The 23,138-nt window shown below is 69.5% G+C and carries 19 protein-coding genes; 6 read left to right on the plus strand and 13 right to left on the minus strand.

Annotation, left to right across the window (positions count from 1 at the left end; all coding sequences use genetic code 11):
• Nucleotides 1-419: 419 nt before the first annotated feature.
• The 5 genes from tyrS to ACWDMM_RS31325 all read right to left on the minus strand — a co-directional run bounded on the left by tyrS (nucleotide 420) and on the right by ACWDMM_RS31325 (nucleotide 6,086).
• Nucleotides 420-1,709, minus strand: coding sequence for a tyrosine--tRNA ligase (gene tyrS / locus ACWDMM_RS31305; RefSeq protein WP_449940981.1), 1,290 nt, complete (start codon nucleotides 1,707-1,709; stop codon nucleotides 420-422).
• A 304-nt stretch (nucleotides 1,710-2,013) separates the two neighbouring features.
• Complete coding sequence (locus ACWDMM_RS31310; protein WP_195082833.1) at nucleotides 2,014-2,655, minus strand: DNA-3-methyladenine glycosylase; 642 nt, start codon at nucleotides 2,653-2,655, stop codon at nucleotides 2,014-2,016.
• A 194-nt stretch (nucleotides 2,656-2,849) separates the two neighbouring features.
• Nucleotides 2,850-3,995 carry a low temperature requirement protein A gene (locus ACWDMM_RS31315; RefSeq protein WP_195082832.1) on the minus strand — a complete coding sequence of 382 codons (1,146 nt, stop codon included), beginning with the start codon at nucleotides 3,993-3,995 and terminating at the stop codon, nucleotides 2,850-2,852.
• Between the two features lie 25 nt (nucleotides 3,996-4,020).
• Nucleotides 4,021-4,911: an RNA polymerase sigma-70 factor gene (locus ACWDMM_RS31320; protein ID WP_195082831.1), complete on the minus strand. Its 891-nt coding sequence runs from the start codon at nucleotides 4,909-4,911 to the stop codon at nucleotides 4,021-4,023.
• Nucleotides 4,908-6,086 carry an NAD(P)/FAD-dependent oxidoreductase gene (locus tag ACWDMM_RS31325; RefSeq protein WP_449940985.1) on the minus strand — a complete coding sequence of 393 codons (1,179 nt, stop codon included), beginning with the start codon at nucleotides 6,084-6,086 and terminating at the stop codon, nucleotides 4,908-4,910. Before ACWDMM_RS31325 ends, ACWDMM_RS31320 begins: the two co-directional genes overlap by 4 nt.
• A 234-nt stretch (nucleotides 6,087-6,320) precedes the next feature.
• Here ACWDMM_RS31325 and ACWDMM_RS31330 point away from each other — a divergent pair, with 234 nt between their 5' ends.
• The 4 genes from ACWDMM_RS31330 to ACWDMM_RS31345 all read left to right on the plus strand — a co-directional run bounded on the left by ACWDMM_RS31330 (nucleotide 6,321) and on the right by ACWDMM_RS31345 (nucleotide 10,090).
• Complete coding sequence (locus tag ACWDMM_RS31330; RefSeq protein ID WP_449940988.1) at nucleotides 6,321-7,841, plus strand: multicopper oxidase family protein; 1,521 nt, start codon at nucleotides 6,321-6,323, stop codon at nucleotides 7,839-7,841.
• 85 nt (nucleotides 7,842-7,926) lie between these two features.
• Entirely contained in the window at nucleotides 7,927-8,658 is a 732-nt protein-coding gene (locus tag ACWDMM_RS31335) for an ABC transporter ATP-binding protein (RefSeq protein WP_449940990.1), read from the plus strand.
• Nucleotides 8,655-9,449 carry an ABC transporter permease gene (locus ACWDMM_RS31340; RefSeq protein WP_449940993.1) on the plus strand — a complete coding sequence of 265 codons (795 nt, stop codon included), beginning with the start codon at nucleotides 8,655-8,657 and terminating at the stop codon, nucleotides 9,447-9,449. The genes ACWDMM_RS31335 and ACWDMM_RS31340 overlap by 4 nt, the downstream gene beginning before the upstream one ends.
• Nucleotides 9,446-10,090 (plus strand): TetR/AcrR family transcriptional regulator, encoded by a 645-nt coding sequence (locus ACWDMM_RS31345; protein ID WP_449940995.1) that lies wholly within the window; start codon nucleotides 9,446-9,448, stop codon nucleotides 10,088-10,090. The genes ACWDMM_RS31340 and ACWDMM_RS31345 overlap by 4 nt, the downstream gene beginning before the upstream one ends.
• A 31-nt stretch (nucleotides 10,091-10,121) precedes the next feature.
• Here the strand turns inward: ACWDMM_RS31345 and ACWDMM_RS31350 are convergent, their stop codons facing one another.
• The 6 genes from ACWDMM_RS31350 to ACWDMM_RS31375 all read right to left on the minus strand — a co-directional run bounded on the left by ACWDMM_RS31350 (nucleotide 10,122) and on the right by ACWDMM_RS31375 (nucleotide 16,619).
• On the minus strand, nucleotides 10,122-10,436 hold the full coding sequence (locus tag ACWDMM_RS31350; protein WP_324722481.1) for a L,D-transpeptidase: 315 nt from the start codon (nucleotides 10,434-10,436) through the stop codon (nucleotides 10,122-10,124).
• A 411-nt stretch (nucleotides 10,437-10,847) separates the two neighbouring features.
• Complete coding sequence (locus ACWDMM_RS31355) at nucleotides 10,848-11,078, minus strand: Trm112 family protein (protein ID WP_357111251.1); 231 nt, start codon at nucleotides 11,076-11,078, stop codon at nucleotides 10,848-10,850.
• A 9-nt stretch (nucleotides 11,079-11,087) separates the two neighbouring features.
• Entirely contained in the window at nucleotides 11,088-11,645 is a 558-nt protein-coding gene (locus ACWDMM_RS31360) for a GtrA family protein (protein WP_357111254.1), read from the minus strand.
• Nucleotides 11,642-13,888, minus strand: a complete 2,247-nt coding sequence (locus tag ACWDMM_RS31365) for a hypothetical protein (protein ID WP_449940998.1) — start codon at nucleotides 13,886-13,888, stop codon at nucleotides 11,642-11,644. Before ACWDMM_RS31365 ends, ACWDMM_RS31360 begins: the two co-directional genes overlap by 4 nt.
• A 71-nt stretch (nucleotides 13,889-13,959) precedes the next feature.
• The gene (locus tag ACWDMM_RS31370; protein WP_397071309.1) at nucleotides 13,960-14,451 is read right to left on the minus strand and encodes a GtrA family protein; all 492 of its coding nucleotides are present in this window, start codon (nucleotides 14,449-14,451) and stop codon (nucleotides 13,960-13,962) included.
• Entirely contained in the window at nucleotides 14,448-16,619 is a 2,172-nt protein-coding gene (locus ACWDMM_RS31375) for a hypothetical protein (protein WP_357111339.1), read from the minus strand. Before ACWDMM_RS31375 ends, ACWDMM_RS31370 begins: the two co-directional genes overlap by 4 nt.
• A 269-nt stretch (nucleotides 16,620-16,888) precedes the next feature.
• On the opposite strand from ACWDMM_RS31375, the gene ACWDMM_RS31380 reads away from it, so the two are divergent.
• Nucleotides 16,889-17,989: a glycosyltransferase family 2 protein gene (locus ACWDMM_RS31380; RefSeq protein WP_449941003.1), complete on the plus strand. Its 1,101-nt coding sequence runs from the start codon at nucleotides 16,889-16,891 to the stop codon at nucleotides 17,987-17,989.
• Nucleotides 17,979-19,118 carry a dTDP-4-amino-4,6-dideoxygalactose transaminase gene (gene rffA, locus ACWDMM_RS31385; protein WP_449941006.1) on the plus strand — a complete coding sequence of 380 codons (1,140 nt, stop codon included), beginning with the start codon at nucleotides 17,979-17,981 and terminating at the stop codon, nucleotides 19,116-19,118. Before ACWDMM_RS31380 ends, rffA begins: the two co-directional genes overlap by 11 nt.
• A 27-nt stretch (nucleotides 19,119-19,145) precedes the next feature.
• Here rffA and ACWDMM_RS31390 read toward each other — a convergent pair whose 3' ends face one another.
• Both ACWDMM_RS31390 and ACWDMM_RS31395 read right to left on the minus strand, forming a co-directional pair.
• Nucleotides 19,146-19,745 (minus strand): class I SAM-dependent methyltransferase, encoded by a 600-nt coding sequence (locus ACWDMM_RS31390; RefSeq protein WP_195082819.1) that lies wholly within the window; start codon nucleotides 19,743-19,745, stop codon nucleotides 19,146-19,148.
• A gap of 56 nt (nucleotides 19,746-19,801) precedes the next feature.
• Nucleotides 19,802-22,753 (minus strand): acyl-CoA synthetase, encoded by a 2,952-nt coding sequence (locus tag ACWDMM_RS31395; protein ID WP_449941010.1) that lies wholly within the window; start codon nucleotides 22,751-22,753, stop codon nucleotides 19,802-19,804.
• Between the last annotated feature and the right edge of the window lie 385 nt (nucleotides 22,754-23,138).

Consider the following 23,138-nt stretch of genomic DNA (forward strand, 5'->3'; position numbering starts at 1 on the left):
ACACGGGGGTATGAAGAGCCGAAACCAAAAATAATTGGCACTGACATTCATCGACACACTATTGAGTTCTCAAAGAACACACGCACACACATCCGGGCCAGACTCGACCGGACCTTCTGTGAGGCAACTTTCCCAGCCTAACCAAGCAATCAACCGAAGTCAAGACTCGCGGTCGATCTGCGTCATACTGGGCTGACAGGCGCTCCTCGTCCTACCTCGTTTCCCGGTCCCGCTCGGCGTTTCCGCTTCGCTTCGGCTCCGGGTTGGTGTCCGTGTCGCTCTGACTTGGACTAAGTTACGCGGCGGAAAACGCTACGTCAAATCGCCTGGACAACTTGGCGTTTCCGCAGGTCGATGGCGTGCGATCGGTGTGATCGGCGGCTTGAATCACACGGATGTGATTCAAGCCACCGCGATCGTCATGCCCCTGCCCGCAGTACTCCCGCCAGGTTCTTCTTGCCACGCCGCAGCACGAGCCAGCGTCCGTGCAGGTAGTCGGTCTCGGCGGGGGTCCATTCGATGTCGGAGACCTTCGTGTTGTTGACGGCGGCGCCGCCCTCGTTCACCGCACGCCGCGCGGCGCCGCGGCTCTCGCACAGCCCGGTCGCGACCAGCAGGTCCACGATGGTGTTCGGCTCGCCCGCCTCGATCTGCGCGACTTCGCCGTCGACAGCGGCTTCGCGCAGGGCCGCGCCGAGCGTCGCCTCGTCGAGATCGCGCAGTTCGCCCCGGCCGAAGAGGGCCTGGCTGGCCAGCTGCACCGCGCGGGTGTGGTCCTCGCCGTGCACCAAGGTGGTCATCTCCGCGGCCAGCCTGCGCTGCGCCTCCCTGGCGTGCGGACGCTCGGCGGTCGCCCGCTCGAGTTCGTCGAGTTCCTCACGGGACAGGAAGGTGAACCAGCGCAGGTAGCGCACCACATCGGCGTCGGCCGTGTTCACGAAGTACTGGTACCAGGCGTAAGGGCTGGTCATCTCGGGATCGAGCCACAGGCTGCCGCCGCCGGTGGACTTGCCGAACTTCTTGCCGTCCGCGGAGGTCACCAGGGGAACGGTCAAGGCGTGCACGGCCGCGCCGTCCACCCGGCGGTTGAGTTCGACGCCCGCGATGATGTTGCCCCACTGGTCGGAGCCGCCCACCTGCAGCGTGCAGCCGTAGTCGCGGCGCAGCTGCAGGTAGTCGTTGGCCTGCAGGAGCATGTAGCTGAACTCGGTGTAGGAGATTCCTTCGCCGTCCAGGCGCCGTTTGATGGTGTCGCGCGCCAGCATCACGTTCACCGAGAAGTGCTTGCCGATGTCGCGCAGGAAGTCGACGGCGGTCAACTGGCCGGTCCAGTCCATGTTGTCGACGATGACGGCTCCGGTCGGCGAGTCGTTCAAGTCGACGAAGCGCTCCAGCTGGGAGCGGATCCGCTCGGCCCAGTTCGCGACGGTGTCGGTGGAGTTCATGGTCCGCTCGCCGACGTCGCGCGGGTCACCGATCAGTCCGGTGGCGCCGCCGGCCAGCACGATCGGGCGATGTCCTGCACGCTGGAAACGCTTCAGCGCGAGCAACGGCACCAAGTGGCCCGCGTGCAGGCTGGCGGCGGTGGGGTCGAAGCCGGCATACAGGGTCAGCGGCCCGGCGGCCGCCGCCGCACGCAAGGCATCCAGGTCGGTGGACTGCGCGATCAGACCGCGCCAGGTCAGTTCGTCGATGATGTCGCCGCTCACGATGTCCTATCTTTCCGCACGGAGTTCCGGCCCACGTGTGCACCTCGGTGTCCTGGCGTGCGACGGTGCGCGTCGAACGAATTCGGTTCACCCGGTCGAGGTGTCCCCCCGAATCGTGCGCGACTCGGACCGCGGCCCGAGTCTCGCGTCGTTCGGTGAACGACCACCGGCGAAGCACGGCCTGGTTGTCGGCCGGCGAAACCTGCATCGCGAGGAGGCCGTCGCGGTCCGGGCGCGCGGCGCTTCGTGGTGAGTGGTCGGTCGCGAATCCACGGCGCCGCGGCGAAGGCCTTTCGGTGATCCGTCAGGCCGACCGCGTCGTGGGCAGTGGAGCGCGCGGACTGCGCCGGTACACCGATACCGCGCGGGAATCCGGCAGCCAGAAACGCCACGGCACATCCGCCGCGCTGCTGACGCCGACCCTCGGGCCGGTGGCGATCGCGGCGTCGGCGACGGGGCTGTTCAGCTCCAGCCGGATCGGCGACGACGGATCGAGCAGCGGAGTTCCGTAGTCGCTCAGGGTGATTCCCAGCGCGCTGCCGAGATTGCCCGGCCCACGGGCCAGGTCGAGGTCGGATCGAGCGCTGGGACGCCGCTCACGTGCCGTCTGCAGTCCCGCGACGACCTCACCGGAGCGGATCAGCGCGGCGCTCGCGACGCCGTCCGGTCCGCTCGTCACGTTGATGCAGGTGTGCATGCCGTAGCTCAGGTAGACGTACAGCACACCGGCCGGGCCGAACATCACGTCGTTGCGCTTGGTGCGGCCGCGACCGGAATGCGACGCAGGATCGGGCCACGGTCCGGCCGGATCTCCCCCATAGGCCTCGACTTCGACGATGCGTACACCGACCGGGCCGGACCACAAGGTCGCCCCGAGCAGACGGCGGGCGGCGGCGGGGGGTTCGATGGCGAGTTCCTCGACAGACTGGGCACACACAGCCGCCATTGTCCTCGACGGGGATGACGACGGCCGGGTTCACCCAGTTGCCCGGCGGCCGTACCGTCCGCGCGAGCGATCGCAGCCGACGACGTGGCGGAGTGGCAGGTGAGGCGCTCGCCGATGCTCACGCGCCTGCCGAAACCCGCGACGACCGGCGGAAATCGCCGGCCAGGCCGATCGGACCACCGGCCGTGGCGCATTCAGAAATACGCGCTGTGCTCGCCGGACCGCAGTGTGAGCAAGTCGTCGGCGATCACCGCGGCGTAGCCGACGACCACGATCGCGGCCAATTGCGCCCAAGCGACCCAGTAGACGCCGATCGGAGTGGTGGCGGCCACGGCGAGCGCAGCGAGCAGGCGCGCTCGGGGTCGCGGCAGCCGCAGGGCCAGGCGGAAGAAGAACTGGCCGAGGAAATACAGCGTGACGCCGCCGGAGAGCGCGGCGGCCACGGCGACCGGACTCGCTTCGCCGCCGCGGGCGATGCTCATCTGGATCCCGGCCGCCGCCACGATGACTCCGACCAGCAGCGGATACAGGGCGTAGCCGTAGGCCAGCACGGCAGGCCGGGACCGTTCCCGGTCCGGCACCGCGGCCAGCGCGTGCTCACCGCGCTCGTCGTCGACGCCGAAGTACGCCCACCACAGCACATAGGCCAGGCAGAGGCCGAGGCCGACGGTGGCGATCAATCCCGGCGTGATCCGCTCGCCGGCGAGCCCGGCGCCGATCGCGACGATGGATTCGCCGATCGCGACGATCACGACCAGCCCGTGCCGCTCGCAGAAATGACTGGCTCGCACCACGAAGTCCCCCGTATCGACCAGGTAGGGACTGATCACCTGCACCGCGAACGCGGCTGCCCAGCAGGCGTATTGCGCCCAGTCGTGCACGAAGCCGCCCGCGAGCACGAGCGCGGCGGCCAAGGCGTTGAGCGGACCGATCCGCCGGATCGCGATCGCCGCCGATGCGCCGCCCGCCGAGGCGAACAGCGCGGTGTGCACAGCGGTGACCAGGACGTACCCGAACCCGAAGGCGATACCGGTGCCGTGGAAGGCGTCGGGGATCGCCAACGCGAGGACGAAGAAGGCGAACATGCCTACCAGCAGCCAGGTCCGGCGGGCGGAGCTGTTCGGCGCGACCTCGTTGGTGAGCCACACGTAGCCGGAGTACATCCACCAGATCACCCCGAACAGCAGCGCCACCTGCGCGAGCGCGGGCCAGCCGGGATGGTGCGTGTAGACATGCGACAGCTGGGTGATGGTGAGAACGAAGACGAGATCGAAGAACAGCTCGAGCGTCGAAGCCCGCACCTGCCCGCCATCGGCGGACAGGGCACTCTGGTTGGTCACGGCTGGAGCCTAGAACGGCAGGGCGTCATCCGAGCGCGTCGGTGCCCATGGACAGGCCCTTCAGCTTGTCCGGGTTGACCTGGAACCGCAGATTCTGGATTCGTCCGTCGGCGATGTCGTAGGTGAACGCGGCCACCGGGGTGCCGCCGATGGATACCAGCGCGCCGAGTTCACCGTTGATGCAGGCGGATTCGAATACGAACCCGGCGACGATCGGCTTGGCCAGCACGCCGAGAATCCAGCGGGCCACGTGATCGGGTCCGTACAGCGGGCGGCGCGCCGCGGTCACCACGCCGCCGCCGTCCGACCACGATGTGACGTCCGGAGCGAGCAGGTCCATCAGCGCGTTGAGATCGCCGCCGGAGCACGCGGCCATGAATCGGGCGGTGATGTGGTCGCGCTGCGCCTTGTCGGTGTCGAAACGCGGCCTGCGCGAGTGCACGTGACGTTTGGCGCGGTGGGCGATCTGCCGGATCGCCGGTTCCGGCCGGTCCAGGGTCTCGGCGATCTCGGCGTGCGTATAGCCGAAGACCTCGCGCAGCAGGAAAACCGCGCGTTCGACGGGACTGAGCGTTTCGAGCACCACCAGCATCGCGGTGGAGACGGTGTCGGCCAAGTCGGTCTCCTCGGCGATGTCGGGTGAGGTGAGCAACGGCTCGGGCAGCCAGGGCCCCACGTAGTTCTCGCGGGTGGCCCTGGCCGAGGTGAGCCGGTTGAGCGACAGGTTGGTGACCGTGCGCACGAGGTAGGACTTCGGCTGCCGCACCGTCGACCGGTCGGTGTCGTTCCACTTCAGCCAGGCGTCCTGCAGGACGTCTTCGGCGTCGGTGACGGTGCCCAGCATCCGGTACGCGGTGGCGAACAGCAGACGCCGATGCTGGAGAAACGGGTCCTGCCCGGTTGCGCGGTCGGTCATGGCTGAATTCTCCTGGTGGCGCGGCCACCCTTCGACAGGGTGACCGACACCGTCATCCGCTTGCTCAGCGCGAAGACCGGAATCGGGCTGCTGCTGACGGTTTCCTTGTAGAAGACCGCGGCGCGGCCGGTCAGGTAGCCGCGGCGCGGGCTGTCGTCTGCCTTGGTGAACTGGATGACCGCGTCCTTGCGACCGAGGCTGACCGGCTGGTGGAAGTACCCGAAACGGAACGGGCGCACGCGCTTGCCGCGCAGTTGCCGCGCGATGAGATCCGCGGTGTAGGCGGCGGTCGGCATCCCGCTCTGGCAGGTGCCGTGGATCTGCCCCCAGGCTTGGCGGACCGCGGCGGCGTCGCCGACGGCGTGCACGGCCGGGTGCGACACCGACCTCAGGGTCGGGTCGACCACGATCAGCCCGTGCGCGTCGGTCTCGATGCCGGCCCTGGCGGCCAGCGGCGACACGCGAACGCCCGCCGTCCACAGCGTCAGGTCGGTGTGCACGAGTTCGCCGCCGGCCAGTTCGACCGCGTCGGGCAGCACCTTGACCACGGCCCGGCCGGTCTCGCGAGTGACGCCGAGGCGGTCGAGCGCCCGGTGCAGATAGGCGCGGGCTTTCGGCCCCATCATGGCCCCTGGCTCGCCGGTGCTGATCAGGGTGACGCGCGCGCCGGGATGGCTCTCGGCGATCTCCGCCGCCGCCTCGATGCCGGTCAGGCCGCCGCCGCAGACCGCGATGTCGCCGCCACGCGCCGCCACCTCGGCGAGGCGCTCGGCGAACCGGTGCGCGGTGGCGGGGTTGTCGAGGGTCAACGCGTGGTCGGCGGCGCCGGGCACGATGCTCGTGTCGGCGGCGCTGCCCAGGGCGTAGATCAATTCGTCATAGGGCAGGCGCGTCGTATCGTCGACGGTCACCTCTTGATTCCGCGGATCGATGGCCGTGGCCCAGCCCTGGACGAAGGTGATACCGGTGCCCTCCAGCAGCGCGGGAATCCGGTGGTCGGCGAGCTCCTGACCGGCGGCCACCTGGTGCATGCGCAGCCGCTCTGTGAAGCGGGGCGAGGGGTTGACCAGCGTGATCCGGACGTCGAGCGCACGGGTGCGCCGGGCCAGCCGCACGGCGGCGAGCATGCCGGTGTAGCCGCCGCCCAGGACGACGATCCGATGTTCGGTGTTCATGGCAGTGCTCCAAAGGTCGGGTCACCGGGGCAGGAATGGCGGATGGTGACGACCATGGGACAAGTGACCGTGCTCGAACGTGACACCACAATATGTGTTCTGGGTCACACGAGATGGGCGGCGCGTCAGCCCGGCGCCCTGAATATCCGTGCCACGCAGATCAGGGCCGGACCGGGGACGAAATAGGGACGGTCCCGGATGTGTTGGCACGCTTACAATTTCTACCGTCGGTCCATGTCTTCGGATTTCCGGCCGCGCAAGCGGCGGTGGTTGCTCATCGTTCTGGTCTGCGTCGCGGCATTGCCGGTTCTCGTCGTCGGTGGCGTCGCGTGGGTCTACGCCCGGGCGGAGGTGTCCACCGCCGGGAAAACGGAATTCCGGAACGAACTCGCCATTCCTCCGCTGGCGCCGTCACGGCTGAGCGCCGACGGCACACGGACGTTCGAACTCGAAATGCGGACAGGTCAGAGGGAATTCCGTCCCGGCCGGGCTACGCAGACGTGGGGTTTCAACGGCGATTACCTCGGGCCGACCCTGCGGGCGCGACGCGGGGAGAAAGTGGCGGTCACCGTGCGCAACGCGTTGCCCGAGGCCTCCACGGTGCACTGGCACGGCATGCATCTGCCCGCCGAGATGGATGGCGGCCCGCACCAGATGGTGGCGCCCGGCGCGGCGTGGACGCCCCGATGGACCATCGATCAACCGGCCGCGACGCTCTGGTATCACCCCCATCCGCACGGCGCGACCGAAGCTCACGTACGCCGGGGGCTGGCAGGGATGTTCCTGCTCGACGACGAGGTGTCCGCCGCCGCGTCCCTGCCCTCCGACTACGGCGTCAACGACCTGCCGCTGATCGTCCAAGACGTGCGGTTCGACGGCGCGGCGTTCGGCTCGACGCACGCGATGTTCCGCGATGTCGGATTCCTCGGCGACCGGACGATGGTCAACGGCACGCTCGCGCCGTACCGCGACGTCGGCGACGAACTGGTCCGGTTGCGCCTGCTCAACGCCTCGACCGCACGGATCTACACCTTCGTCTTCGCCGACGGACGGCCGTTCTCACTCGTCGCCACCGACGGCGGCCTGACGGAGCGGCCCAGCACCGTGGACCGACTGCGGCTGTCGCCGGGCGAGCGGGCCGAGATCGTGGTGCGGATGCGGCCGGGCGAGCGCGCCGTACTGCGCGGCGGGAAACTCGACGCCGGGCTCGATTTCTGGACCCAGCGCTTCTCCGGCGGCGACGACACCTTCGACATTCTCGAACTGCGCGCGGCCGAGACCTTGCGGCCTGCGCCGGAACTTCCCGCGGTACTGGCCCCTCCCACCACCCCGGACGGCGGCGACTCGGTGCGGGAACGGCATTTCGATCTGAACCTCGCCGGGATCAACGGCACGCCGATGGCCATGGACCGGATCGATTTCGCGGTCACCCGCGGCACCGCCGAGACCTGGGTGGTACGCAACAACGACGGCATGCCGCACAACTTCCACGTCCACGACGTGCGATTCCGGGTGCTCGCGGTGGACGACGCCCCCGCGCCCGCGGCTTCGGACGGCCCGAAGGACACCGTCTTCCTGCCGCCCGGCAGCACGGCAAGGCTGGCCATGCGCTTCGACGGACCGGCCGATCCGGACGCGCCGTACATGTTCCACTGCCACCTGCTCTGGCACGAAGACCTCGGAATGATGGGCCAGTTCGTCGTCGTGGAACCGGGCCGGACGGCAGGGACGCCGCCGAAACACCACGGTCACTGATGTCGCCCGGCGCTCTTGCCGGCGCCGCGCGCCCGCGCTAAATTCATCACATAGTGAATTCAACACTCGATGAATTGAGGCGACCGTGTCGCAAGCCATCCCCTCCCCCGCCGTCGAGGTCAGAGACCTGCGGGTGCACCGCGGCGGCCGCGAAGTCCTGCACGACGTCTCGTTGACCATCCCGCGCGGCACGATCACCGGGCTGCTGGGTCCGTCCGGGTGCGGCAAGACGACGCTGATGCGCAGCATCGTCGGCACGCAGATCGTCGAATCAGGTGAGGTCACCGCGCTCGGCCACCCGGCGGGCTCGCCCGCGCTGCGCCACCTCATCGGGTACGTCACGCAGGCGCCGAGCATCTACAACGACATCAGCGTCCGGGAGAACGTCGCGTACTTCGCCGCGCTCTACGGCCGCGACCGGGCCGACGTGGACGACGCGATCACGGCGGTCGGCTTGGCCGACCACGCCCGCCAGCGCGGCGACGAGCTGTCCGGAGGCCAGAAGACGCGGGCCTCGCTCGCCTGCGCGCTGGTCGCCCAGCCCCGCCTACTGGTGCTGGACGAGCCGACGGTCGGCCTGGATCCCGTACTGCGCGTCGAGCTGTGGAAGCAGTTCCACGAACTGGCCGCGAACGGGACGACGCTGCTGGTGTCCAGCCACGTCATGGACGAGGCCGAGCACTGCGACCGGCTGCTGCTGATGCGCGAGGGGCAGCTGCTCGCCCAGCTCAGTCCCGACGAACTGCGCACGCGGACCGGTGAGCAGAACCTGGAGACCGCCTTCCTCACCCTCATCACGATGGGACAGAACGCATGACCGCCGTATCCCGAGCCGTACCCCGGCGGACGCCGACACTGCGCCCCTACGCCGCGACGACCGGCCGCATCCTGCGGCAGCTGCGCAACGACCACCGCACCGTCGCCATGATCCTGGTGGTGCCCGCCCTGCTGATGGCGCTGCTGTATTTCATCTACAAGGACACTCCGACCAACCCGCTCGACCCCGTCTCGCTGTTCGACCGCGTCGGCATCAGCATGCTCGGCATCCTGCCGTTCATCGTGATGTTCCTGATCACGGCGATCGCCATGCAGCGCGAACGCACCTCGGGCACGCTGGAGCGGCTGCTGTCGACGCCGCTGACGAAACTCGATCTGCTCGCCGGATACGGCACCGCGTTCTCGCTGGCCGCCGCCGCGCAGGCGACCGTCGCCTGCCTGGTCTCCTTCGGTTTGCTCGGGCTCGGGTCGGCGGGCAGCCCGGCGTGGGTGGTGCTGATCGCGGTGGTGGACGCGGTGTGCGGAGTGGCACTCGGTCTGCTGGCCAGCGCGTTCGCCCGCACCGAATTCCAGGCCGTACAGTTCATGCCGGTCGTGGTCGCCCCGCAGATCTTCTTGTGCGGCTTGCTCGTTCCCCGCGGCCAGCTGCCGGATTGGCTGGAGGTGATCAGCAACGTGATGCCGTTGAGCTACGCGGTCGACGCGCTGCAACAGGTTTCGACGCATCCCGAGGTCACCGGCGCGATGTGGCGCGATCTGGCCATCGTGGCCGGGTTCGCGATCGTCGCCCTGTGCCTGGGCGCGGCCACGCTACGACGGCGGACCGCATGACGGCAGCCAACGGCTCCGGCGGCACCGAGCGACCCGCTCGCACCGGCCGCCGACCGGGGCAGTCGGGCGCCCGCGAGGCCATCCTCGCGGCCGCCCGCGCCCGATTCGCCGACGCGGGGTTCGACAAGACCTCGGTGCGCGCCGTGGCCACCGACGCCGGGGTCGATCCGGCCCTGGTGCACCACTATTTCGGCACCAAACAACAGCTTTTCGCCGCGGTGGTGGAACTGCCGGTCGACCCGGAGACGACCCTGCGCGTCATCGAGGCCGCACCGCTGGACCGGTTGGGCGAGACCATTCTCCGCACGGTGGTCGCCGTCTGGGATTCTCCCGCGGGTGCCGGCGTGGTCGCGATGGTGCGCAGCATCCTGGCCGGCAGCCACGATCTGTCGCTGGCCAGGGCGTTCCTCTTGGAAGTCGTGCTGGAACGCGTGCGCAAGCGGATCGCCACTCCGGAGGACGACGGACGCGTCCGGATCGGTCTGGTCGCCTCGCAGATGATCGGCGTGCTGGTGGGCCGCAAGATCGTCGGAGTGGAACCGCTTGCCTCGATGCCCGCGGATGATCTGGTCGCCGCGGTGGGCCCGACGCTGCAGCGCTATCTGACCGGAGACATCGGGCCGGGCCCGGCGTCCGGGTGACCGCGACGATCACCGCCGGACACCGGGGCCGTCACTCCACGACTTCGACGACGTCACCCGGCCACAAGTACTCGTAGAACGCCTTGGCCCCCTCGTAGGTCATCCGGACGCAGCCGTGCGACTGCTTCTCGATCGGGCCCACATGGAAGGCGATGTCACCGTTGAAGAAGGTCGCGTACTCCATGGGAGCGTTGTGCATGGTGCTCCAGTGGAACTCCTTCTTGAACGAGACGTGGAAGACTCCCGGCGGCGTCTCGTATCCCGGCATCCCGTGCGAAATCGGCGTCGGGCCGTAGACCACCTTGCCCCCGTCCATCAGCCAGGCTTCATTCGTCGACAACCGCATGCACGCACGGGCCGCTGTCGAACACGGCGCCACGACCGGCGCGGGCGGCGGGGGTGGAATAAGCGCTGGCATACCGGGGATATCCGGGCCGCCCGGCCACAGTGGCTCGGCCTGCGCCGGCGCCGCGGCGAATCCCGCCGCAGCCACCGCGCAGGCGATCGCGCATCGAGCCGTCCAGTTCCGTAAACGCGAATCGCTCATGACGTTCCCGACCTCTCTCTCATACGCCACCGGTGCGCTGATCAGGTCGGCCGCAACGCCCCTTGACTGGAGCGAGTTGACCGTCTCGAAGTGCAAATGATCATGGCGGACCCGGCTCAGAACGGTCAATGGACGCAAAACGACCGTGACGCATCCGTTGCCGCACGGCGGGCGAGTCGTGAGCGGAAGGGAATGTCGGTGCGGACAGGGTCAGGCGTCGCCCTGGGCGATGAACGCTTCGTGCTCGGCGTCGGTGACGTCCCTGGCTTCGTCGACGAGCAGCACCGGGATGCCGTTTTCGATCGGGTATGCCCGGCGCAGGCGCGGGTTGTAGAGCGACTCGCTGCCGTCGGCGGCGCGAACCAGCCGCAGCGGGCCCTTGTCCTGCGGGCAGGCCAGCAGACTCAGCAGTGTGGCGTCCAGGGTGGTGTGCTCAGGCATACCAGGAACCTACCTTCCGGCCGGGCCGGAGCGAGAACCGTCCGCACCGGCAGCGGATGTCCGGCGGAACGAGATGTGGCGATGGCCGAAGAAGCTGGCCCCCGCCACCAGCGCCATCACCCCGACCGCCGACGGGATGCTCGGCAGATGCAGCACCGAGACGCCCAGTTGCAGCAGCACCATGTTCAGCACCAGTCCGCCGGAGTTCACCGCGACGAACGCGACGAAATCCCGCGCCGCGCGCCCCCGGACCCGGAACACCAGGGTCCGGTGCAGGACGAACGCCACGACCACGCTCACCGAGTAGGCCAGGGCGGGCGCGAGCGCGGCGGGCGCCCGGTCGCCGAGCACCGCCAGCCACAGCACCGTCAGCGCCATGCCGAGTCCCGTGTTCACCATGCCGACGACGGCGAAGGCGATCTCCTGGCGACGCACCAGGCGCAGCAGCGGGCCGGGGTCGGCGGCGGGCGTCACGCCGGCTCCCGGGCCCGTCGTCGCGCCCGCGGCATCGAAACGCCGCGCATCCGATTCCGGTGCGCCGACGCCGTCCGCCGCACCCGCGCTCATCGGGCGGCGTCGGCCAGGTCGGTTTCCGCGGGCACGCCCGCGTCGGGCGGGGACGACCCGGCTCCGGCCGCCGCGTCCGGCCGCCGCCCGCCCCGCAGGTACGCCCACTGCGACAGCCCGACGACGAGCAGGCCGAGCAGAGCCGCCGCGACGCCGATCCGCCAGCCCGGCGGCTGCCACGACACCACGAGCTCACCCGAGCTGCCGGCCGGGACATCCACGGCGACAAATGTTTTGGCCACCAGCGTGGAAGGAAGTTCGCGCCCGTCCAGCGTCACCCGGTAACCGGGCCAGCCCAGCCGCGCGAAGACGATTCGCCCGCCCTCCGGCGAACTGACCCGCACCCGGCTGGTCGTGTCCGACTCACCGACCGACGTGGCCGTCGCCCCCTGCGTGGCCGCGATCCGGCCGTCCCGCACCGAGATCAGCCCGTCGGTGCGCTCCAGCACCGAGATGTACTTCTCGTGCCCGGGGTAGTCGACCCATCGCCAGCCGGGCGGCGCGGGCTGGTCGCGCGCGTCCGGATACAAGGCGCGATGCAGCACCACCCGATCGACCTTCATCAGGTCGACGATGGTGCGGCCGGTGGTCGGCTCGGTGGCGAACGCGCGCCGGTAGGCATCGGGACAGACGCTGGTGTCCCAGCGCATGCACAACGTCTCGCCGAACCAGTAGTGCCCGTTGGGGGTGTATCCGCTGACGTAGGTCAGCTCCAGATTCTTGGCGTAGTTGCCGAAGACCAGCGATCCGTACGCGCCGGGCAGATTCCGCTCCTGCGGCGGGATGAGCATCCGGTCGCCGAGTTGCAGTGTGGTGCCGGGGAAAACGGGGAACGCGGCCTTCATCTCCGACCGATTCTCCGGCAGATTCCAGCCCATCGGGGTCGGTTGCGCACCCCACACCTGGAGGTAGGCGATGGGGAAGACGGAGACGACGATCAACGCGCACGCGGCGACCGCACCGCGGCGGCGCCCGAGCCACACCGCGGCGGCGCCGAGCGCGGCCACGCCGAGCGCCGCGACGATGTGCGGGATCACTTCGTGCGGCGCGGCGGAGAACGTGCGCACCCACAGCAGACCGATCAGCACCGTGGCGGCGATGCCGCGCCGCCGCCAGTCCTCGACGGTGGCGAAACGTCCGAGCAGCACGCACACCAGCACCAGCAGGCCGAGCGCGACCATCGGCAGCACCCGCGCGGGCCAGCGCAACGGTCCGACCGCGCCGGGACCGGCCGTCCACATCAGTGCCATCACCGCGAACAGCGCGGGCGCGACGAGCTCACGCGCCGCGCCGAGCGCCTTGCGCCAGTCGACGAAGGCCAGCGCCGGAACCAGGAACCAGGCGATGTAGACCACCGGCATCGGCTGCACGTAACCCCACCAGGAACTGAACGCGGGCAGCGTGCTGGGCAGGCTGGCGTTGAGCGACTCCGACCACGGCACCGTGAGGAACTGGTCGTTGTTGATCTGCGCGGTGCCGCGCCAGGTCACCTTCGCCGACAGCATGCTCGGCAGGTAGGTCGCCAGTCCGGCCAGCGCCGCGGCGGCGGCGACGATGAGCAGGCGCGCCGACGGCCGCCACGCCTTCTGGTACACCAGTTCGCCGATGGCGACGGCGCCCACCATCAGACCGGCCTCCACCGCGGGGAAGATGTACTGCACCGAGATGGCCAGATACAGGAACACGAAGGTCGGGATCGGCCCGCTACGCCCGCGGGCATAGCGCACCCCGGACGCCCAGGCATGGGCCAGCCAGGCGGTGCCGGTGAACGCGGTCATCCAACTGGACTCGTCGAAGAACAGCAGCCATCCGGTGAACGGAATCGCCGCGCCCGCCACCGCCGCCCACGGCGCTCTCGCCCGGTAGGCCAGGCAGATCCGGTACACACCGAGCGCGAGGACGATCGCGAAGATCAGTTTCACCACGCTGGCGTACAGCGCGAGGTTGTCGACCGAAGGCGCGATCAAATCGATCAGCAGTTGCGGCGGATTGAGCAGCCCGGCCTCTTCGATGGTGTAGTTGCCCGCCATCCAATGCTCGGGGATCATCGCGGGCAATCGTCCCTCGCGCAGGTGCCGGCCGAGCATCACCCACAGCGGGGCGTACTGCGATTCGGTGTCGTCGGTGTAGAAATGCCGGGCGTTGGCGAGTAGCACCGCACCGTAACCCGCGATCACCCCGAGCGCCGTGATGACGCCCCATGTGCGGACTTCGCGCGAAGGATGAGTGCTACGTTCGGCCACGAGTCCCAGACCCTACCGTCACCGCGATGCGGCTCCGGCAAGCCAGTGCCGCCGATGACGTCCGGAACGGGTCATCCGGCCGCGTTCTCGGTCGGCGCCTGCGGGTTACGGCGGAACGAGATGTAGCGATGGCCGAAGAAACTCGCGACCGCGACCAGGCCCATCACCACGACGGCCGAGGGAATCCGCGGCAGGCCAAGCACCGAGACCGCCAGCGACAGCAGCACCGTATTCATCAGCAAGCCACCGGAATTCACCACGACGAAGGCGGCGAAGTCGCGCAGCACCCGGCCGCGAACCCGGAACACGAGCGTCCGGTGCAGGACGAAAGCGACGACGATGCCGACGGCGTAGGCCAGCACGACCGCGACGGCGGGCGGCCACGCGTCACCGAGCACCGCGAGCCACGCCACGGTCAGCCCGATGCCGAGCAGGGTGTTGCACGCGCCGACCAGCGCGAAGGCGACCTCCTGCCGCCGGACCACTCGCATCAGCAGTCCCGCCGCGGGACCGTCGCCCACCGCGTCGGGACCCATGGCCACCGGAGGGGTGTTCGTCTTCACGAAACGGCGTCCGCCAGTTCGCGATCCGGCTCGGTGGGCGCGGGGTCGGCGCTGTCCTGCGGCTCATCGCGGCGCCGGGAACGGACGTACAGCCATTGCAGGACGCAGATGCCGAGCACCCCCGCCACCGCCGTGGCGATGCCGATCTTCCAGCCCGGCGGACGCCAGGTCAGCACCAGCTCGGCGTTCTGGGCGCCCGCGGGAACATCGACGGTGATGAAGGACTTGGCGACCGTGGTGATCGGAAGCGACTTGCCGTTCAGTGTGACCCGATATCCCGGCCAGCCCAGCCGCGCGAACACCACCTTGCCGCCCTCGGCCGAGGAGACGCGCACCCTGCTGGTGGTGTCGGTCTCGGAGATCGAGGTCGCGCTCACGTTCTTGGTCGCCGTCACGCGGCCGTTCGTGGTCGAGATCGGCCCGCCCACGCGTTCCAGCACGGCGATGTAGCGCTCGTGGCCCGGGTAGTCGACCCACTGCCAGCCCTCGGGCGCGGGCTGGCCGGGCGCGTCCGGGAACAGCGCCCGCTGCAGCACGACGCGGTCGAGGTTCATCAGGTCGACCAGCGGCCGTCCGGTGGTCGGCTCCGGCGCGAACATGCGGCGGTAGGCGTCCGGGCAGACGCTGCCGTCCCAGCGCATGCACAGCAGCTCACCGAAGTAGAAGTGGCCGCTGGGGGTGTAGCCGTTGACGTAGTTCAGTTCCAGTCCACGGGCGTAGTTGCCGAAGACGAGCGAGCCGTAGGCGGCCTCGATGCTCTTGTCCTGCGGTTGCAGCAGTCCGCGGTCGCCCAGCTGGATGGTGTTTCCCGCGAAGTCGGGGAACGCGTCCTTCGCCACCGAACGCTTCACCGGCAGGTTCCACGACATCGGCGTGGGTTGCGCGGCGTCGACCTGGAAATAGGCGATCGGGAACATCGCGACGATGGTCAAGGCGCACGCCGCCGCGGTGCCCTTGGTGCGCCCGAGCCACACCGCCGCCGCAACCAGCGCCGCCAGCGCCAGCGCCGCGATCACGTGCCAGATCGCGTCGTGCGGGTCGGCGGAGAACGAACGCACCCACAGCAGCAGGATCAGCACGCCCGCCGCGATGCCGCGGTTCTTCGGATCGCGGAACGTTCCGTAACGGCCCAGCAGCACGCACACCAGCACGAGCAGGCCGATGGCCAGCATCGGCAGCACGCGTGCGGGCCAGCGCAGCGGTCCGACGGAACCGGGACCCGCGGTCCACATCAGCATCATGATCGCGAAGATCGCGATCGCGCTCAGCTCCCGCCATGCTTCCTTGGCCCGCCGCCAGTCGACGAACGCCAGGGCGGGGATCAGGAACCAGGCGATATAGGTGACCGGTAGCGGCTGCACGTAGCCCCACCACGAGGTGAAGGCGGGCAGCGAGCTGGGCAGGCTGGCGTTGAGCGACTCCGACCACGGCACCGTGAGGAACTGGTCGTTGTTGATCTGCGCGGTGCCGCGCCAGGTCACCTTCGCCGACAGCATCGAGGGCAGGAAGGTCAGCAGGCCCGCGAGCCCGGCGCAGCCCGCCGCGAGCGCCAGCCGCAGCACCGGCTGCCATTTGCGCTGGTACACCAGCTCGCCTACGGCCACGGCCAGCAGCATCAGCACCGCTTCGACCGCGGGGAAGATGTACTGCGTCGAAATCGTCAGATACAGGTAGACGAAGACCGGAACGGGCCCGCCGAGACCTCGCGTGTAGCGCACCGAGGCCGCCCAGGCGTGCACCATCCACGCCGTGCCGGTGAGCGCGGTCATCCAGCTGGCTTCGTCGAAGAACAGGAAGAAGCCCGACAGCGGCAGCGCGACACCCGCAACCGCCGACCACGCCGGCCGCCCGCCGTAGACGAGGCAGATCCGGTACACGCCGAGCGCGGCGATGATCGAGAAGATCAGCTTCACGACGGTGGCGTACAACGCGACGTTGTCCACCGAGGGCGCGATCAGATCGATCAGCAGCTGCGGCGGGTTGAACAGGCCCGCGTCGTCCATGGTGTTGTTGCCGGCCATCCAGTGCTCGGGGACCATGACCGGGAAATCGCCCGCGCGCAGCGCACGGCCCAAGCCGACCCACAGCGAGGTGTACTGGGACTCGGTGTCGTCGGTGAAGAAATGCCTGGCGTTGGCGAGCAGGACAGCGAGGTAACCCGCGACCACTCCGAGCGCGGTGATGACCCCCCACCGGTAGACATCTCGCCGCGAATAGGCATCCGGCGGCGAGTCGAGCACTGCACTGTCCGTCACGAGTTCCAAACCCTACAGGGCGGCTCCCGGCTTGGCATCGGTCGCGGACGCCGCCAAGATGAGGGCATGATCAGCTGCTCCGGTGGCCGCCGCGCCCACCGTGCTAGAGTCCACACCGGTTCGGGCTCCGCAGTTCTGCCACGAGTACCGGCACGCACCGTCATCGAAAGTCGATCCAGCTGATGCCGATCACCCCCGCCCGCACACTCCGTTCCGGCGCCCCGGCGACGAACGGTGACCCGGCACGGCCCGGCGTGGACCGGCCGCACACGGTGTCGGTGGTCGTGCCGGTGTACCGCGGCGAGGACACGATCGCCGGTCTGGTCGCCGAGCTGCACGAGCTCACCCGCGCCACCGAGACCCCGGGCGGCACCACGTTCACCGTCTCCGAGATCATCCTGGTGCACGACCACGGCCCGGACCGCTCCGACGTGGTACTGCAGGAACTGCAACAGACCTATCCCACCGTGCGCACCGTCTGGCTCAGCCGCAACTTCGGCCAGGATGCCGCGACGATCGCGGGGATGTCGGCCGCCGCCGGTGACTGGATCGTCACCATGGACGAGGACGGCCAGCACGATCCCCGCTTCATCAGCACGTTCCTGGACACGGCGCTGGCGCAGCGCGCCGATCTGGTCTACTCCAAGCCGAGCAACACCAGGCCGCACGGATTCCTGCGCAATCTGACCTCGCGCGGAGCCAAGCTGGTGCTCGCGACGCTGTTCGCGTTCCCGGATTCCACCCGGTTCGAAAGCTACCGGCTGATCCGCGGGGACATCGGCAGGCAACTGGCCGAGGTCGCGTCCAACGGCGTCTACCTCGACGTCGCGCTGACCTGGGTGGTCGGCGCCGTCGCGCAGGCGCCGGTGGTGCTGCGCGCCGAGGGCAGGGAGGAATCCGGCTACAACTACCGCAGGCTGTTCTCGCTGTTCTGGAAGATGGTGCTGTGCAGCGGAACCCGCGGGCTGCGGCTGGTCAGCCTGCTCGGCGTCACCTTGGCGCTGGCCGGCGGCGTGATGGCCGCCGTGGTGGTGTTCGAGGCGCTGACCACCGACGGCTGGGCGCCGGAAGGCTGGGCATCCACCATCGTGGTGCTGCTGCTGTGCTCCGGCGCCATCCTGTTCTCACTCGGGCTCATCGCCGAGTATCTGGGCGTGGCCCTGCACATCTTGGTGGGCAAACCCCTCTATCTCACCGTCGAGACGCCGACGCCGCGTCCGGCGGAAGCTTCGGAACTGACCGCGACCACCGCCAGCAGGGGGACCGACCGGGTTGAGCACTGACCGCGTCATCTTCAGCCGTCCGTACCGGGCGCGCCGGGAACTTGCGAATCTGGAGGCCGTGCTCGCCTCCGACCACAGCCACGGTGACGGGCAGTTCACCGCGTCGGCCACCGCGAAGCTGAAGGCGATCACGGGCGCGCCGCACGCCCTGCTCACCACCTCGTGCACGTCCGCGCTGGAGATGGCGGGCCTGCTGCTGGAACTGGGCCCGGACGACGAAGTGATCGTGCCCAGTTTCGCCTTCACCTCCACCGCCACCTCGATGGCGCTGCGCGGCGCCACCTGCGTGTTCGCCGACATCGATCCGGCCACCGGCAATCTGGACCCGGAATCGGTGGCCGCCGTGGTCACCGAGCGGACGAAGGCCGTGGTGGTCATCCACTACGGTGGCGTCGCCGCCGACATGGCCGGACTGCTCGACCTGGCGAACACCCACGGTTTCGCCGTCGTCGAGGACAACGCGCACGGGCTCGGCGGCGCCTGGCGCGGCCGCAAGCTCGGGACCATCGGCACGATGGGCACGCTCAGCTTCCACGACACCAAGAACGTGCACTGCGGCGAGGGCGGCGCGCTGCTGCTCACCGACGAGATCCTGATGGCGCGCGCCGAGATCATCCGGGAGAAGGGCACCGACCGGGCCCGGTTCCTGCGCGGCGCCGTGGACAAGTACTCCTGGCAGGACATCGGCTCCAGCTACTTGCCCAGCGAGCTGAACGCGGCCGTGCTCGACGCGCAACTGGACGAGTTCGACACCATCCAGGCCGGACGCCACCGGGTGTGGGACGCCTACGCCGCCGCGCTGCCGGATTGGGCCGCGCGCAACGACGTGCGCCTGATGTCCGTGCCCGCCGATCGCGAGCACACCGCGCACCTGTACTACCTGCGGACCCCGAACGAGCGCCGCCGCGACGACCTGATCGCCCACCTCGCCGCGCGAGGGATCTCCGCGCCGTTCCATTACATCCCGCTGGATTCCAGCCCCGCCGGATTCAAGCTGGGCCGCACGCCGCGCGCCTGCGTCCGCAGCGCGGAGTTCTCCGCGACCGTGCTGCGCCTGCCGCTCTGGCCGGATCTCACCGACGCGCAGGTGGCCCGCGTCGTGGACGCGGTCACCGCGTTCACCGTGTGAACCGGCCCGCGACGCCGGTTCACGGCCTCACGCGGTGAGCACGTAGAGCTTCTCCCGCCCGCCCGCGATGAGGGTCTCCTCGGCCACGCGCGGTCGGTAGGCGGTGAAGAACTCGTCGAGCGTCCGCTCGGTGAAGCGGTGCGCCTGCTCGCCGTCGCCCGCGTCGGTGAACCGTTTGCCGATGGTGGCGAGGAACGGGTTGTCGCTGGTCGCCAAGTTGCGGACCGGTTCGGCGACGATCACCCGCTCGGTGGCGGCCGCGAGCATCCGGTCGAGCAGCGGGCGCGGCTCGGGCAGGAAGTGGTAGAGGCTGGCCTGCATGATGACGTAGTCGGCCGTGGGCAACGCGTCACCGGAACGCAGGTTCCACACTTTGCCCCGCCCGCCCGCCTCGTTCACCCGCGCCACGAAGCGCTCGTTGAGATCGAGCCCGGTGTAGTCGACCGACTTGTGGCGCAGGTAGCGGGTGTAGAGCGTCGCGGGGCCGCAGCACAGGTCGACCACGCTCGCCCCCTGCGGGACGAGTTCGGCGATAGCGCGATACCGAGCCGTGTAGTGCTTGCCGTACAACCCGCGCATCAGGACCTCGTAGACGGTCCCGCTGCGGTAAATGAGGCTCGTTCCCACAGGCACTCACTATGCCATCGGTCGGTGAATCCGGCTCTTCGGCAACATGTATCGCGTCAGCCGCCCAGCAGCGTGGGCGCCTGGTCCTCGGTGAGGATCTCGTAGGCGTCCGAGGCCCGGTTGTACCACCAGGTGTCCGGTCCCGGCTCCGGCCTGCCCGCCGCCTGCACCGCGCGGGCGGACGGACGATACGACGGGCTGCGCGGGATGTCGTCCACCACGTAGACCAGGTCGGGTCGCTGGTCGGGGTCGAGCACCCGCAACGCCTCGGTGACGTCCTCGGGGTCGAGACGGAAGCCTTCGCGCACGCTCACCGCGGCCACCGCGATGCAGTGGGAGTCGACGTTGAGGCCGTAGGTGACCTCCATGTCCACGGCGGTGATGTCGTTGAGCACGTCGACGATCGGCTGGCCGAAGACCGGTCCGCGCCGGGTATGGATCACCGTGTCCGTGCGGTCCATCAGCCAGTAGTCGCCGTCGCCGTCGCGGCGGAACAGATTCTCCGTCGGCATCCAGGAGTCGCCCGCCGTGAACACCCCGCGCAGTCCGCCCGCGGAGATGTCGACGCCGTCGGACGCCCTGCCGATCAGCAGGCCCACCTCGTTGTCCGCGCACCGGCGGGCGAAGCCGGATCCGTCTACCAGGATGCGCTGGGTGAGCGGATCGTAGGCGACCAGTTCCACCTTCGCGGTGCCGGGAACCGGCCTGCCCTTGCATCCGCGCTTCACCCCGGCCACGTTGGCCAGCACCACATCGCCCTCGATCGAGGCGTAGAACTCGAGCACCCGGGCGGGTTCGAATTGCTCCACGGTGCGCCGCCACAGCCCGGCGGGCATGCCGGAGCCGATGAACAAGCGGATCGGGTGGCTGTGGCCGTCCGGGAACACCTCCGCGTCGAGGATGTCGCGCAGCATGGTCCAGGTGTAGGTGACCACGGTGACGCCGTAGCGGTGCACCTCCCCGGCGAAGCGCTCCGGGTCCAGCGAGCGGGCCAGCGCGACCCGGCTTCCGCCCGCGACCGCACCGCCGAGACTGACCAGCAGCCCGGACGAATGGTGCAGCGGCGCCAGGCAGTACACCGTGTCCCTGCGATTGAGATCGGCCGTGGTCGCGGTGCCGAACGCCGACAGCGCCCAGCGGTGGTTGGTGATGTACTTCGTCTCCAGCCGCTCGCCGGTGCCGGTGACGAGCACGAAGGCCAGCTCACGGGCCAGGCCGGGGTCGGGCCGGTACCAGGCAGGCACCCGCACCCGCGCCGGGTCGATCTGCTCCAGGTCGATCAGGCGGTCGGATGTCGGCAGCGACAGTTCGCGCGTGGTACCGCCGCCGAGCACCAGCACCCTGGCGCCGGTCGCGACGGCCTGGCGCAGATTCTCCGGATCGCAGATCAGGGTCTCCACGCCGGTGAGCTCGATCGCGCGGCGCAGTTCGCTGTTGGGGGCCAGCAGCACCGCCACCGCGCCGAGCCGGGACAGCGCCGCGACCGAGGCCAGCGCGCTTGGCCTGGTCTCCATCACCACGCCGACCCGCATGGCAGGGCGCACGCCCACCGAGATGAGGCCGCGCACCACGTTGTCGATGCGCTCGTTGACCGCCGCGTTGGTGTGCACGCGATCGTCGAACAGGAACAGGTCCCGCTGCGGCGCGCGCCGCGCCTGCTCGGCCAGCAACCGGCCGAGCGAGATCCGGGTGTGCGGCTGGATCATGCCGAGGCGGGTCAGCCTCGGCAGCGCCCGCGCCGCCTCGCCCGCCAGTTCGATCGATCCGCGCACCGTGTTGTTCGCGATGCCTTCCAGGGCCTTGCCGACCCCGGTGCCCGCCTCGGCCAGCGTCGCGGCGGTGTGCACCACCCGGGTGGCAGCCGAGCGGGGGCGATTGCTGGGCACGTGCTCGGTCATCGGCACGATCTCCGGCGGCAGGGGCTTGTCGCCGTCCATCCATTCCACCCACTGCCGCACCAGCGGCCAGGTGTGCTTGCTGGCCATGCTTCCGGCCACCAGGCCGAAGTGGCCGGCGACCAGCGTCGCCTCGTAGACCTCCGCGTTCGGCGCGGCCCGCACGATGCCACGCACCGCGGCGGGCTGTCCGATGTCGTCGACCTCGCCGACGAACGCCAGGATCGGGCACTTCAGTTCGGCCAGCGAGATCGGGTGATCACGGATGACGAAGCCGCCGAGCATCAGCCGGTTGTGCGCGACGAACTGCTTGAGCAGATCCGCCGCCGCCGGGCCCGCGTAGCCGACCCAGCCTTCGCTGTTGAGGAAGCGGCGCTGGCGCTCCTTCGGCAGCAGCGCCTCGCGGTCGTGCAGCTGGCGGAGGAAATCGATCCTCGACTTGGCCGTCTTCACCGGATCGAGCAGCTGGAAGCCGATACGCACCATGGAGTCGGTGATCGGCAGCCGGGTGACCACGTGATCGGCCAGGAAGTCGGCGACGTCGGAGACCATGCCGTAGGGCAACCCGAACGGCATGCCCGCGACGATGTCGACCGGGCTGCCGAAGGTCACGATGCTGTCCACGCCCTTGCCGTCCCGGTAGGCGGCGGTCTGGTAGGCGAACATGCCGCCTTGGGAGTAGCCCATCAGGTGCACGCCGCTGCCGGTGGCCTCGTTGACGGTGTCGATCGCGCTGTTGACCGCCAGCACGTGGTCGGCGAGGTCGCGCTGCCAGCCGCCCTCCTCGCTGGCGGGCGAGCCGAAGTCGACCACCCAGCAGTCGACGCCGCCGCGGTGCAGGATGCCGACGGCGCCCTCCTCGGCGTTCACATCCCAGATGTCGGCGTTCACCATGAGCGGCGGCACCAGCACGGCCACCGGGCGGCCCGGGGTCGTGTCGTCGGGGAAGTAATGCCGCAGCCGGTACATGCGCCTGCGTTCCACGACCTCGAACGGCGAGGACGCGACGTCGGGAGTCAGCCCGCCGAAGCGGATGACCTCCAGGCCGTTCTGCGCGGTCGCCATCAATCGCTGTACCGAGCCCACCACAACCTTCGCATTCAACTTCACCATCGCTCCTGGCCTACCCTAGAACGTGACCCGCATCACATACCGCGACGTGTTCAGACGAGCTTCCCACACCACCTGTCCATTATGTGTCCGCTGTGACACGTCCCATGCCAGGTTGCCGCGGTCGGCTCTCCGGCGGTCACGTATCGACTCCGGGCACCCATGGCAGCGGCCCGGCCGCAGGCGCAGGTAGTTCAGCGCCATCGGCGTGCCCGCCGACCGGCTGTCACGCCGCGGCGGGAGGCCGGCGCCCAGCGGTCGAAAGATCGCGACCGGGTCCCGGCAGCACGCACGCGCCCGCCGGGGCAGTCTTCCATCCGGCGAGCACACCGGGTACGGATATCGCCCGGCCGGATGCGCGGTCGGCCACGTTCGCTCCCGGTTACCG

The sequence above is a fragment of the Nocardia sp. NPDC003726 genome (genome assembly GCF_053586955.1).